10 protein-coding genes are annotated in these 13,663 nt (G+C 68.9%); 8 read left to right on the forward strand and 2 right to left on the reverse strand.

What is annotated here, in order from left to right:
* Positions 1-26: 26 nt before the first annotated feature.
* Together ACWCOV_RS00960 and ACWCOV_RS00965 are read left to right on the forward strand one after the other, a co-directional pair.
* Positions 27-791 (forward strand): maleate cis-trans isomerase family protein, encoded by a 765-nt coding sequence (locus tag ACWCOV_RS00960; protein WP_449827144.1) that lies wholly within the window; start codon positions 27-29, stop codon positions 789-791.
* Between the two features lie 48 nt (positions 792-839).
* The gene (locus ACWCOV_RS00965) at positions 840-2,783 is read left to right on the forward strand and encodes a prolyl oligopeptidase family serine peptidase (RefSeq protein ID WP_449827145.1); all 1,944 of its coding nucleotides are present in this window, start codon (positions 840-842) and stop codon (positions 2,781-2,783) included.
* On the opposite strand, the gene ACWCOV_RS00970 is transcribed toward ACWCOV_RS00965, so the two are convergent.
* Positions 2,752-3,723, reverse strand: a complete 972-nt coding sequence (locus tag ACWCOV_RS00970) for an aminoglycoside phosphotransferase family protein (RefSeq protein ID WP_449827146.1) — start codon at positions 3,721-3,723, stop codon at positions 2,752-2,754. The two genes, ACWCOV_RS00965 and ACWCOV_RS00970, sit on opposite strands and share 32 nt — an antisense overlap.
* A 172-nt stretch (positions 3,724-3,895) precedes the next feature.
* Here ACWCOV_RS00970 and ACWCOV_RS00975 point away from each other — a divergent pair, with 172 nt between their 5' ends.
* The 6 genes from ACWCOV_RS00975 (at position 3,896) to ACWCOV_RS01000 (ending at position 11,795) form a co-directional block, all read left to right on the forward strand.
* The gene (locus ACWCOV_RS00975; RefSeq protein WP_449827147.1) at positions 3,896-4,630 is read left to right on the forward strand and encodes an SDR family NAD(P)-dependent oxidoreductase; all 735 of its coding nucleotides are present in this window, start codon (positions 3,896-3,898) and stop codon (positions 4,628-4,630) included.
* A gap of 291 nt (positions 4,631-4,921) precedes the next feature.
* Positions 4,922-6,226, forward strand: coding sequence for an ABC transporter substrate-binding protein (locus tag ACWCOV_RS00980; RefSeq protein ID WP_449827148.1), 1,305 nt, complete (start codon positions 4,922-4,924; stop codon positions 6,224-6,226).
* Positions 6,226-7,113 carry a carbohydrate ABC transporter permease gene (locus ACWCOV_RS00985; RefSeq protein WP_449827149.1) on the forward strand — a complete coding sequence of 296 codons (888 nt, stop codon included), beginning with the start codon at positions 6,226-6,228 and terminating at the stop codon, positions 7,111-7,113. The genes ACWCOV_RS00980 and ACWCOV_RS00985 overlap by 1 nt, the downstream gene beginning before the upstream one ends.
* Positions 7,113-8,042 carry a carbohydrate ABC transporter permease gene (locus ACWCOV_RS00990; protein ID WP_449827150.1) on the forward strand — a complete coding sequence of 310 codons (930 nt, stop codon included), beginning with the start codon at positions 7,113-7,115 and terminating at the stop codon, positions 8,040-8,042. The genes ACWCOV_RS00985 and ACWCOV_RS00990 overlap by 1 nt, the downstream gene beginning before the upstream one ends.
* Positions 8,039-10,492, forward strand: a complete 2,454-nt coding sequence (locus tag ACWCOV_RS00995; protein ID WP_449827151.1) for a beta-galactosidase — start codon at positions 8,039-8,041, stop codon at positions 10,490-10,492. Before ACWCOV_RS00990 ends, ACWCOV_RS00995 begins: the two co-directional genes overlap by 4 nt.
* A gap of 13 nt (positions 10,493-10,505) precedes the next feature.
* On the forward strand, positions 10,506-11,795 hold the full coding sequence (locus ACWCOV_RS01000) for an ROK family protein (RefSeq protein WP_449827152.1): 1,290 nt from the start codon (positions 10,506-10,508) through the stop codon (positions 11,793-11,795).
* Here the strand turns inward: ACWCOV_RS01000 and ACWCOV_RS01005 are convergent.
* Positions 11,792-13,633, reverse strand: coding sequence for an ABC transporter ATP-binding protein (locus ACWCOV_RS01005; protein WP_449827153.1), 1,842 nt, complete (start codon positions 13,631-13,633; stop codon positions 11,792-11,794). The genes ACWCOV_RS01000 and ACWCOV_RS01005 overlap by 4 nt on opposite strands.
* Between the last annotated feature and the right edge of the window lie 30 nt (positions 13,634-13,663).

The following is a 13,663-nucleotide window of genomic DNA, read 5'->3' on the forward strand; positions in this document are numbered from 1 at the left end:
CGGAGGTGGGGGACGGAGGTTGGGACATGTGGCAGCCGGATGGGTGGGATGTGCGGGTGCGGCTCGGGGTGCTGACCCCGCACGGTGATGTCGGGCCGGAGTCGGAGTTGCAGGCGATGGCGCCGGAGGGGGTGCGGGTGCATGCGGCGCGGGTCCCGTTCGGGGCGATGACGACCGGCGGGTTGATGGATCCGACGATCGCGCTGGCGCCGGTGCAGATGTTCGTCCAGCCGCCGTACATCGACGACGCGGTCGCGATGCTGGCCGCGGCCCCGTTAGGTGCCATCGGCATCGGTTTCACGAGCTCGTCGTACCTGAACGGCGCCGAGGGTGAGCACAAGGTCGTCGAGCGGCTGGAAGGGCACACCTCCGGCATTCCGGTGGTCGCGACCTGCGCGTCCGCCGTGGCCGGGCTGCGCCGGCTGAAGGCGCGGACGCTGGCGATCTTCGACCCGCCGTGGTTCGACGCCGAGCTCAACCGGCTGGGCGGCGAGTACTTCACGTCGCAGGAGTTCGACGTCGTGCTGCGCAAACCCTGTGGGCTGCCCAGCAACCAACGCAGTGTCAACCCGTCCGAGCTCTACGCCTGGGTCCGCAAGTACACGCCCGACGATGCCGAGGCCGTGTTCATCGGCGGCAACGGTTTCCGTGCCGTCGGCATCATCTCGGCGCTCGAGGAGGACCTCGGCCGGCCGGTGCTGACGGCCAATTCGGCGCTGCTCTGGGGGCTGCTGCGCGCGGCCGAGTGCGCCGCGCGGCCGACCGGCTACGGAAAGCTCTTCACCACCTGACCGACCTCTGGCAGACTGACGATCCGCGTCGAGGCCGGAGGTGCTGGGGTGGTTGCGGATCTGCCGGGGCAACTTGCCCGGACCAAGCGCTTCCGGGCCGGTGCGCCGGGCAACCACGCGATCGCCGGTGACGGGCGGTTCGTGCTCTACCTGCGCGACGACGCGCTCTGGGCGTACGACGTCACCGAGCAGCACGAGCGCCGCGTCGGCCCGGCATCGTCGTACGACGGTCGCGGCACCACGCTGCTCGTGGTCCGCGAGCACGACCTGTTCCTGGCCGACCTGATCGGCCGCCACTTCGACCAACTGCCGGTCGGGGACGTGGATTCGGCGCGCCTCGACCCGAGCGGGAAGGCGATCGCGTTCAGCCGCGATCGCGCGCTGCACCTCATCGACGTGGACGGTCGCAACGAACGCTTGCTCGCCGACGCCGACGGCGAGAATGTCTTCTGGGGAAGGCCGGAGTTCACGGCCTGGATGTCGATGGGACGCGGCGACGGGTTGTGGTGGTCGCCCGACGGTCAACGCCTGCTGGCGACCCGCGTCGACGAGAGCCAAGTCCAGCTCAGGTACGTCGCCGATCCGGCCGACCCGACCGCGAATCCGAAGCCGTTCCGCTATCCAGCCGCCGGTACGGCGAACGCGGACGTCCGGCTGTTCGTGTTCGACCTCAACGGCGAGCGGCGCGAAGTGCAGTGGGACCGCGAGCGGTTCGAGTACGTCGTCCGTGGCCTGTGGTCGGCCGAGCGGCCACTGATCGCCGTACAGACAAGGGATCAGCGGTGCCTGCAGGTGCTCGAGGTCGATCCCGGATCGGGTGCGACCACGCTGGTTCGTGAGGTGACGGATCCGCAGTTCGTCGACGTACCGGAGCGGGTGCCCCAGCAGACGGCGTCCGGCCGGCTGGTGTGGATCGAGCGGGACGAGTCGGTCGACACCTACCGGCTGATGATCGGCGACGAAGCCGTGACACCGCCTGCTTTGCAGGTCTCCGATGTCAGCTGCGTGAGCGGTGAGACCGTGACCTTCACGGCACAGCCGGATCCGGCCGAGGTCCACGTCTACGTCTGGGACAGCGACGTACGGCGGTTGACCGACGAGCCCGGCGTCCACCACGGATTGGTTGCCGACGGCACCGTAGTGCTCGACTCACGGACGCTTGCCGGACGGCGGATCACGGTCAACGGAGAAGAGTTGCCATCCGTCGAGGAGGAGCCGGTGCTCGACCTGCGCGTCGAGTTCGTCAGCTCCGGCCCACGCGAGCTGCGGACCGCGGTGTTCCGGCCGTCGTGGCACGAGCCCGGGTCGTCGAAGCTGCCGGTGCTGCTCACGCCGTACGCCGGTCCCGGGCAGCAACTCGTGCAGCGGTACCGGTCGCCGTTCTTCCTGACCTCGCAGTGGTTCGCCGAGCACGGGTTCGTCGTGCTCACCACGGACGGCCGCGGTACGCCGGGACGCGGGCCGGCGTTGGACCGCGCGACGGTCGGCGACATCCTCGAGCCGGTCCTCGACGACCAGATCGACGCCCTGCACGCGATCGCCGAGCGGTACGGCGACCTCGACCTCGACCGGGTCGCGATCCGCGGCTGGAGTTACGGCGGCTACCTGGCCATCGGCGCGCTGCTGCACCGGCCGGACGTGTTCCGCGCGGCGATCGGCGGGGCGGCGGTCACCGATCAACGCTGGTACGACTCGTACTGGAAGGAACGCTTCCTCGGTCATCCAGAGGAGCAGGCCGAGGCTTATCGCCGTACCTCACTGCTGCCGTACACCGCCAACCTCAGCCGACCGCTGTTGCTGATCCAGGGCCTGGCCGACACGAATGTATGGCCGGGCAACGCCTTCCGCTTCGCCGGCGCCCTCAACGCGCTCGGCATAGCCCACGAGTTCATCGCACTCCCGGGCGAAGGCCATGCGGTGAAGGATCCGCAGACGGTCGAGAACCTCCTGCACAGGCAGCTCAACTTCCTGCGTCGGAGTCTTCCCGCCTAGGAAGCGTGGCCAGCAACTCGGCGACGTTCTGGTCCGGGTTGCTCATCCAGCGCGGCATCGGCATCCGGTCGAGCGCGACCTGCACGTGGTCGAAGAGGCCGTGCAGGTGCTTGCGGGCGACGCTGAGGAAGAGGTTCGGGCCGGCCCAGTCGATGTCGCCGCCGGCGTCGGTGTAGGCGGCCAGGACGCGCTCGATGCCGTCCGCCGATCCGTCAGCGAAGATGTGGGCGACCCGGCCGGCTTCGAGGGCTGCGCTGTCGACGCGCACGCTGTCCCAGTCGACCAGCACCGGACCGTCCGGTGTCATCACCAGGTTGTGGGTCTTGAAGTCGCCGTGCGTCATCACGCAGTCGGGGGCGTCCTCGCAGGCCGCCGAGATCCGGGCGGTCACGGCGGTGATGTCCGGCAGCCGTTCCCAGGCGAGTGACGCCCACGCCTTGCCGATCCGGTCGGCTTCGGTGAACCACTCCTCCCAGTCGGCTTGCGGTCTGAGCGCCGTACGCCACCAGTCGGGGAGACCGGCCCGGCCGAGCGGCTGGAGCTGATGGACCTGCGCCATGGTCCGACCGAGCCACTCGGAAATGTCGTCGTCGGCGTCCAACGGGCGGCTCTCGATCCAGCGATCGACGCGGAACAGGCGGTCCTCGATCCGCGTCGCCCAACCGACGACCGGCTCGACCGGGACCACCGGCTCGGGGAGGTCGACCCCGGCCGTCCGCGCACGCTGCTCGAAGTCCATCGCGACGGCGAGCTGGTCAAGCAGTCCACCCGGGGTGAACTGGCCGGCGCTGCCGGGCAGGTAGCCCTTCACGAAGAACCGGCCCGCGTCCGTCTCCAACCGCCAGGTGTCACAGCCCCCACGCCGGACCAGCTCCAACGCCCCCACCGGCTCCCCGAGCTCGAACGCCGCCGCGATCACCGGCGCGGTCGGCACATACACAAAGCGACCTCCTGCACGACAAGGACGAGGACGTCAGCTACAACGCACTGTTCACCGCACTGGTTCCGGCAGACGTAAGCTGCAGACGGGGTATTGCACATCGCAGGGGGGAACTGCACATGAGTGAGTTTGCCGTGCCATGGGGTAACCGGTCTGCACCGGAGAACCGGCGATGAGCGCGCTACGCCGGATGCTGGTCTGGATCTCGGGCGCGTCGGCCGGTATCGGCGCGGCGCTCGTGGCAACGCTGGCCGGTGAGGCGGAGGTCGTCGACCTGTCCCGCCGGGGCGGCACGCCGGGCACGCACCACGTCGCCGTCGACCTCGCCGACCCAGCCTCCTGGCCGGTCGTCGAGGCGGACTTCCACCGGCGGCTGGCCGGGTTCGACGGCGACACGGTGGTCTTCATCCACAACGCCGCCACGCTGAGTCCGCTAGGCCCGGCGGGCAGCACGGACACCGCGTCCTACAGCCGGAACGTGCTGCTCAACTCGGCCGCCGCGCAGGTGCTCGGTCACGCGTTCCTGCGCGCGGTCGCGGGCAGCGACTACGAGCAGCATCTGATCATGCTGTCGTCGGGCGCCGCCCACAAACCGCACGAGGGCGAGTCCAGCTACGGCGCTGGTAAGGCTGCGATCGACCAGTGGGTCCGGGCGGTCGGCCTGGAACAGCAACGGCGGCATCCGGGCTGCCGGGTGCTCTCGATCGCCCCGGGTTCGGTCGACACCGCGATGCAGGCCGAACTCCGGGCAGCAACTGACGAGGCATTCCCAGAGGCGAGCTGGTTCCGCGACCTGGAGGCGCATGGCGGGCTGGCGAAACCCGAGGACGTCGCCCGGACGATCTGGTCGCTGCTCGACCGCGACGTGCCGAACGGCTCTGTCCTGCACGTCAGAGACCTCAGCTGACGTGCGGCGGCGGTGGGGTGGGCTGCACCTGTTGGTCGAGGCCGCACACGTGCGCCCACGTACCACCCGCCCCGCCACCACTAGCCGGCCCGGGCTGTAGAACCCGCAGAACTTACTCGGTTCAGCTCGTCTTCGGCTGATCCCGCCCGACCCTGGGCTGCCCGGTCACGGTTTGGCAACGGGACGGCGAAGTCTTGTCAAGGGTTATTCCAATGGTTAGTTTAACCGGCACTCAAACGCTCAGGGTTCAACAGAAACCCTCAGGGTTCAACAGGCAAGGAGGGCCAGCCGATGGCCATGGACGGGACGCAGCTTTCGCGTCGGGGTTTTCTCGGGATGGGTCTGGCCGCGGGCGTCATCACGCTCACCGCCTGCGGGGCCGACAGTGACGACCAAGGTTCGTCGTCGGGCAACGCCACCGCCGCCAACCTGGTGATGACGGTGTGGGGCGGCGAGAACGACAAGACGACGTACCAGAAGCGGATCGACCTGCTGGTCAAGAAGTTCCCCGAGCTGAAGGTGACGCTGCAGCTGATCCCGGGCGACGGGTACGCGCAGAAGGTGCAGACGATGATTGCCGGCGGCAAGGGCCCGGACATCATGCAGGTGGCCGAGAGCGTCAACGTCTACTCGAGCAAGAACCAGATCCAGCCGCTGGACGAGCTGGCCGCGAAGGCCGGGATCGACCTGGAGAAGCGGTTCGGCTCGATCGGGAAGCTGTACTCCTACCAGGACAAGGTCTACGCGGTCCCGGATCGCTCCGGCGCGATGATCGTCTTCTACAACAAGGCGCTGTTCGATGCCAAGGGCATCAAGGCGCCGAGCGCGGACTGGACCTGGGACGACGCGCTCAGCGCGTTCAAGGAGCTGACCGTCCCCGGCAAGCAGTGGGGTTACGCCGGCTCCGGCTGGTGGGCCCAGTGGTGGAGCTTCGTGTACCAGAACGGCGGCAAGATCATCGACGACAGCGGCAAGCCCGCGGTCGCCAGCGACGAGGTGATCGAGGCGCTGCAGTGGGCCGGTGACCTGATCTTCAAGCACGGCGTCGTACCCACCCAGAAGCAGTACGCCGACATGGGCGCCGACGTCGGCGGCGACGCGGCGTTCGCCAACGGCAAGGTCGCGGTCAACACCACCGGCTTCTGGGGGATCAGCGGCCTGACCAAGTCCAAGATCGAGTGGGACATCGCCCCGCTGTGGAAGGGCAAGGAGCAGGCGGTGACCGCGTTCGGCAGCGGCCTGGCCGTCTCCCGGACCGCGAAGAACCCCGAGGCGGCGCTGAAGGCGATCGACTTCTTCACCTCGCCGGAGGCCCAGCAGCAGATCATCGCCACCGGCCAGGACGTGCCGGCCAACATCGAGGTGCAGAAGAGCGACGCGTTCCTGAAGCCGGCCTGGATGACCAAGCCGGTGAACATGAACGTGTTCGGCGAGTCCAGCGACTTCGTCTACCGGGCGCCGTTCATCCCGGCCTGGAACGAGATGCAGAAGGCGTTCGACGACGGGCTGGCCGACTTCTGGCTGGGCAAGCAGGACGCCCGGACTGCCCTGACCGCGATCCAGAAGCGGCTCGAGACCATCGTCAAGCCGAGCTGATGTCCAGCTTGCGCCGCCGCGAGGCGCTGTGGTTCTACCTGTTCGCGTCGCCGTGGATCATCGGGTTCGTGGTGTTCCTGCTCGGCCCGATGATCGCGTCGGTCTACATCTCGTTGACCGACTGGGACTCGTTCACGCCGCCGAAGTGGGTCGGGCTGGAGAACTACACCCGACTGCTGACCGAGGACCCGGTGTTCTGGAAGGCGTTGTGGAACACGTTCTACTACGCCGCGATCTCGGTGCCGCTCGGCCTCGGGATCGGGCTGTGGCTGGCGAACCTGCTGAACAAGCAGGTTCGCCTCCGCAAGGTGTTCCGGACGCTGATCTACCTGCCGACCCTGGTGCCGCTGGTCGCGACGGCGATGATCTTCAAGATGGTGCTGGCCCCGTCCGGCCCGCTCAACGACGTGCTCGGGGTGTTCGGCATCCCGGGCCCGTCGTGGCTGCTGGAAGCGGTCTGGGTGAAGCCGGCGCTGATCCTGCTGTCCGTCTGGGGCGCCGGCGGCGCGACCGTACTGTTGCTGGCAGCAATGAAAGGCATCCCGCGCGAGCTCTACGAGGCCGCCGAGGTGGACGGCGCCGGGCCGATCCGGCAGTTCTGGAGCATCACCGTCCCGCAGCTGACCCCGATCATCTTCTTCAACCTGATCATGGGGTTGATCGGCGCCTTCCAGGTGTTCTCCCAGGTCTACATCCTGACCAAGGGCGGCCCGAACAACGCTAGCCAGATGATGGTCCCGATGCTGTTCGACGAGGCGTTCTCCTTCTACCACATGGGATACGCGTCGGCGCTGTCCTGGCTGCTGTTCGCGGTCATCCTGGTGTTCACGCTGCTCGCCTTCCGCACCGCCCGGCGCTGGGTGTTCTACGAGACCGAGGTGAAGTGATGGCCACCGTCCTCTCCCCTGCCGCCCCACCGCAGCAGCAGCCGCACCCCGGGCCGGACCGCCGGCCCGGCCGGGACCGGGTGCTCGGCGTGTTCCGGGCGTCGCCGTTCACCTACGGGACGTTGATCGTGGTGTCGGCGGTGCTGTGCGTGCCGCTGGTGTTCGTGGTGTCGATCGCGCTGGCCAGCGACCAGACCGTGAACGCGAACACCTTCACGATCCTGCCGCGCGAGTTCCACTGGGACAACTTCACCCGGGTGTTCAGCACCGACCTGCCGATGCAGCGGTTCCTGCTGAACTCGGTGATCATCTCGACCGGCGCGGTGATCGGCCAGGTGCTGTCCAGCGGCCTGGTCGGCTACGCGTTCGCGCGACTGCGGGCGCCGGGCAAGAACACGCTGTTCATCATCGTGCTGGCCACGATGATGATCCCGGCGCAGATCACGATGATCCCGCAGTTCATCCTGTTCAAGGAGCTCGGCTGGGTGAACACCTACCTGCCGCTGATCGTGCCGAACTTCTTCTCCAACGCGTTCAACGTCTTCCTGGTCCGGCAGTTCGTGTCCCGGCTGCCGAGCGAGATCGACGAGGCGGCGATGGTGGACGGGCTCGGCTTCTTCGGCATCTACCGCCGGATCATGCTGCCGATGCTCAGCCCGGTGCTGATCGCGATCGGGATTTTCACCCTGACCGCGACCTGGGGTGATTTCATGGGCCCGTTGATCTACCTGAACGACGAGACCAAGATGCCGCTCGCGCTGGGCGTGCAGTACATCACCAGTACTTCGGCCGCCCTCCAGGCGCCACCGTGGAACCTGGTGATGGTCGGCTCGATCTTGCTCACCCTGCCGATGATCCTGGTGTACTACCTGGGTCAGCGGTACCTGTACGAGATGGACATCAGCGGCGGCAGTGCGGGGGTCAAGTGAACGCGGTTTCCATGGATGCCCAGGGCATCGTCATCGACGGCAGGCCACAGGTCGTCCTGTGCGCCTCACTGTTCTACTTCCGGCTGCCCCGTGAGCAGTGGCGGGCGCGGCTCGAGCAGGTCCGCGCGTCGGGCTACACGTGTGTCGACGTGTACCTGCCGTGGAACTTCCACGAGCTCGCGCCCGGCCGCTGGTCGTTCGACGGCCGGCGGGACGTGGCCGCGTTCCTCGACCTCGCCCACGAGACCGGGCTGCACGTCATCGCCCGGCCAGGTCCGTACATCTGCTCGGAGTGGGACGGCGGCGCGCTGCCGGCCTGGCTCGGCCTCGACCCGGACCTGCGCGTCCGGCAGAACGAGCCGCGCTTCCTGGCCCAGGTGAGCGCCTGGTACGACGAGGTGCTGCCGCTGCTCGCGCCCCGGCAACTCGGGGCGGGCGGCTCGGTCATCATGGTCCAGCTGGAGAACGAGCTGGACTTCTTCGACTGCGAGGACCGCACCGGCTACCTCACCGCTCTGCGCGACCAGGCTGTTGCCCACGGCATCACGGTGCCACTGATCGCCTGCGCCGGTCAGGGTGACCTGTTCGGTGCCACGGGCAACGTGCCGGACGTCGTGCCGGCGTGCAACTTCTACCCGAACGACGACTCGCCGTACATCGAGGAAGAGGTACGCCGCTACGCGCAGCTGCTCGCGGATCGGGGCCTGCCACTGCTGATCACCGAGACCAACCGCCGGCACCGGACGCTGCGGCGGTTGCTGGCCAGCGGTGCGTCGTTGATCGCGCCGTACCTGCAGGCGTCGGGGTGGAACTTCGGCTACACGCCGTCGAGTGGCAACTGGGGTGCGCCCGGCAACTTCATGAGCCACGGGTACGACTTCGGCGGTTACGTGTCGTCGACGGGGATCGAGCGGCCGGAGTACGGCGAGGCGCAGGTGCTCGCTCGCGTGCTCGATGCACTGGGCTCCCGGTTGGCGCTTGCGACGTCGGGCGCGTCTGTCGAGGTGGTCGCGGACTTCCCGACCAGCTCGTCTCCGTCGGTGCTCGACCTCCACGGTGGTGGTCGGCTGGTCGCCGTACCGAACCTGGGAACGACGGATGGCCGGGCGGTCGTCAACGGGGTGTCGGTCGCGGTCGCGGCGGACTCGTGCCCGCTGATGCTGCTCGACCTGCCGCTGGGTGACCGGACGTTGACGTTGGCGTCGGCCGACCTGGTCGGGCTGTCGGACGACGGCCTGGTGTTCTCGTCGAAGGTTCCGGTGACTGTTGTCATCGGCAACACGGCGGTGGAGATCGCGGTCGGTGCGAGCCTGGTCGTGGATGGTGTGCCGGTCAGTGTGCAGGCACCTTCGGAGGTCGTGGAGCCTGAGCGGGCAGCTGCGCAGGACGTGACTGCAGTGCGCCGGCGGGAGGCCGGGGCTCCGGACAAGTCGGCGGGGACTCACGAGTTGCCGCCGACGCTGGAGTCTCTTGGCGTCTATCGCGGGCGTGGGACGTATCGCGCGACCGCTGACCTGACGGGTGTCGACGAGCTGTTGCTGGTCGGCGCGGCGGACATCGTGGATCTCTCGGTCGGTGGGCGGGTTCGAACGCTGGCCGGCTTCGGCGCCACCGAGCGGATCGACGTCCGTGGACTCAGCGGCGAGATCCAGGCGACGGTCGAGATCTGGGGGCACGCGAACTTCGACGACGCGCGGCTGCCGGCGCTCCAGCTCGGTGCGTTGCGCGGTCTGGGCACGGTGTGGACGGTGGTCGACGTACAGAACCTGTCGGCGTTGTGGATCGTCGACGGGCACTGGGCGGGCGACCCGGCGCCGCTGCGCAGCCTCACCGGGTGGAGCAGCACCCGCGTCGGCACACCGGTCACCTACACCCGGCGGATCGACACGACGATGACGACGGCGTTGCACCTGGACGGCGTCCGCGAACCGGTGCACGTGACGGTCGGCGACGGCGAGCCGGTGACGGTCCACGCAGAGGATCCGTGGGTGCTCGTGCCCGCCGGGACCAAGGAGGTCTCGGTGACCGTGCCGCACAATCCGAGTGGTGGTGGCCTGCGTGCCGAGTTGCTCTGCTTGCAGCCGGTGACCGACTGGACGTGCGCCGTACAGGACGACGAGTTACTGACCACGTTCGCGCTGCAGGACAGCCCGGCGACGGAGATCGCGCTCCCGCTGACGCTCGAGCCTGGGGAGGAGGCCTGGCTCGACGTACGGCTTCCATCGTTGCAGAATGGATCGGTTGTCCGGCCCGAGGGCACGCAGGTGCGGGTCACCGGCTGGGCGTCCGGCGAGTGCGTCGGGCGGGTCTGGACCGGGGAGCGTCCGGCCTTCTCCGGCGGCGATCCCGACGTACTGTGGATTCCGCCGGGCTGGTCCGGGTTGACGCTGCTGGTCCGGGGCGTCAGCGGCCCGGGCACGCCGGAGCTGCGAAAACTGAGTGTCGAGTGACGGAGGGGGAAGGTTGCCGAGGCAGACGTCTCGCGATCTGCGCAACGAGAGCCGGTTCGAGGTTCTGCACGCGCTGTTCTCGCTCGGTCCCTCGACCCGGCAGGAGATCGCCAAGCACACCGGGCTCAGCACGGCGACCGTCGCCACGCTGGTGACGCAGTTCCTCGCCGAGGGGGTGCTGCGGATCGCGACGGTCGAGCAGAACACCGTCGGCCGCCCGTACGAGCGGCTCAGCATCGACCCGGACCGCGGCCGGATCATCGGTATCGACGTCGCCGAGACCTACGTCGACGCGACCGTGTACGACGTCACGCTCGGGCCGCTCGGGCAGAGCGAGGTCGCCCTCGACGAGCACGAGAACGACCCGGCGTACGTCGTCGACGGCATCGTCCGCGCGATCAAGGCGGCCGTCGCGGCCAGCGGGACCCGGCGCGACACCATCATCGGCGCCGGCGTGAGCATGCCCGGCCAGGTCCGCCCGGACGCCGGAGTCTCGGTCTTCGCGCCGAACTGGGACTGGCACGAGGTGAAGATCGAGGCGCTGCTCGAGGAACGCCTCGGCATGCCGGTGTACGTCGACAACCCGCTGAAGGCGGTCGCGCTGTCGGAGATGTGGTTCGGCGTCGGCCGGGAGACCAAGACCATGGCCGTGGTCAACCTCGGGACCGGCGTGGGCGCGGGGATCGCGATCGACGGCTCACTGCTGCGCGGCGCGGCCAACAACGCGGGCGAGTGGGGTCACACGCTGCTGCAACTGGACGGCCGGCCTTGTCGGTGCGGCCGGCGTGGCTGTGTCGAGGCCTATCTCGGAGTGCACGGCCTGGAGATGTCGCTGGCCGAGATCGATCCGGATCACCCGGCGCTGCGGCAGCCACTGCAGCGTGGCTTCGTCGACGCGGTCGCCGAAGGGCTTGCTGCCGACGACCCGGCGCTGCTCGAGCTCGCCCGCCGTACGTCGCACTACCTGGCGGCCTCGCTCGGCGACTTGGTCAACCTGCTGAACGTCCCGCAAATCACGCTGACCGGGTGGACGACGAAGGCGCTGGCCGAATGGCTGTTGCCCGCCGTACGAGAGGAGCTGCCTGAGCACGTGCTCCCCGGCTCGCGGCCGGGGCTGACGGTCGAGGCCTCGCGGGTGCCGGGCAATCCGGTCGCGCTCGGGATGGCGGCGTTCACGCTGGAGCAGTTCCTCGGCGCGTTGGGGCTGGCCAGCTCGGCCAGCGCGCCGGGCACGCGCCGCCGGCTGCGCACCCCCGCCGCCGCCAAGCACGCCAAGCCGGCCCCGAAGGTCGCCAAGGCTTAGGCCGCTTTCGCGAACTGAGTGGTGTAGAGCTCGGAGTACAGGCCGCCGGCGGCGAGCAGCTCGTCGTGCGTGCCGCGCTCCCGGATCCGGCCGTCGTCCAGGACGAGGATCAGATCCGCGTTGCGGATCGTCGACAATCGGTGCGCGATCACCAGCGACGTCCGGCCGGCCAGCGCGTTCGCCAGCGCGGCTTGGACGGCGGCCTCGGATTCGGAGTCCAGGTGCGCGGTGGCCTCGTCCAGGATCACGATGGACGGCGCCTTGAGCAGCAGCCTGGCGATCGCCAGCCGTTGCCGTTCGCCCCCGGACAGCCGGTAGCCGCGGTCACCGACCACGGTGTCGAGTCCGTCGGGCAGGCCGTTCACCAAGGTCGCGATCTGGGCGGCCTCGAGCGCCTGCTGCAGCTCGGCTTCGGTCGCCTCCGGGCGGGCGAAGAGCAGGTTGGACCGGATCGTGTCGTGGTACATGTGCGAGTCCTGGGTCACCACGCCGATCACCGAGCGCAGCGAGTCCTGAGTGACCTCTCGGACGTCCCGGCCACCGACCAGGATCGCTCCTCCGGTCACGTCGTACATCCGGGAGACCAGGGACGCGAGGGTCGTCTTGCCGACGCCGGACGGGCCGACGACCGCGACCATCTGCCCGGACGCGACAGTGAAGCTGACGTCCTTCAGCACTTCCTCGCCGGTCTCGGCGGACAGGGTCGCGACGGACTCGAGCGAGGCCAGCGAGACCTCCTCGGCGGACGGGTAATGGAAGGACACGTGCTCGAACTCGACCGACGGCTCGACCGTGGCCGGGAGCTCCTTCGCGTCCTTGCGGTCGGCAACCATCGGCGGGAGGTCGAGCACCTCGAGGACGCGCTCGAAGCTGACCAGGGTGGTCATGATGTCGACCTGGATGTTGGACAGCGCGGTGAGCGGGCCGTACAGCCGGTTCAGGTACGCCGTCAGCGCGACGACCGTGCCGATCCCGAGGGCTCCCTGGACCGCGAACACGCCGCCGACGCCGTACACGAGCGCCACCGCGAGCGCGGCGACGAGGGTGAGCGAGACGCGGAAGATGCCCGCGTACATCGCGGTGGTGACGCCGATGTCGCGCACCCGGGCGGCCTTGCCGGCGAAGTCCTGCGACGAGTCCTGCGTGCGGCCGAAGACCTTGGCCAGGACGGCGCCCGCGACGTTGAAGCGCTCCGTCATCGTCTGGGCCATCGTCGCGTTCAGCCGGTAGGTCTCGGCGGTCGCCTCCCGCAACCTGCCGGCGATCAGCCGGGCGGGCAGGATGAACAGCGGCAGCAGGACCAGCGCGAGCAGGGTGATCTGCCAGGACATCACGAACATCGCGGCGAGGACGAGGGCGACGCTGAGCAGGTTGGAGACCACGTTCGACAGCGTCGAGGTGAACGCCTGCTGGGCGCCGAGGACGTCGCCGTTGAGGCGCTGGATCAGCGCGCCGGTCTGGGTCCGGCTGAAGAACGCGACCGGCAGCTGCTGGACGTGGTCGAACACGGCGGTGCGCAGGTCGTAGACGAGACCTTCACCGATCCGGGAGGAGAACCAGCGCTCGGCCAGCGTGAGCGTGCCGGCGAAGATCGCCAGGACGCCGACGGCAAGCGAGAGCCAGATGACCAGTTGGGTGTCGCCGGGCACGATGCCGCGGTCGATGATCTCGCGGAACAGCAGCGGGGTGGCGGCGCCGGTGGCCGCGTCGATGGCGACCAGGACCAGGAAGACGGCCAGCTGGCGGCGATAGGGGACGGCGAACTCGAGGATCCGCCGCAGGGTGCCGGCGGACAGCTTGTGGTTGCGGACCGAGGAGTCCTTGAGCAGCGACCGCATCGCGCGGCCACCGCCGCCTCCCGAGCCCGG

It is taken from the genome of Kribbella sp. NPDC002412, assembly GCF_053592935.1.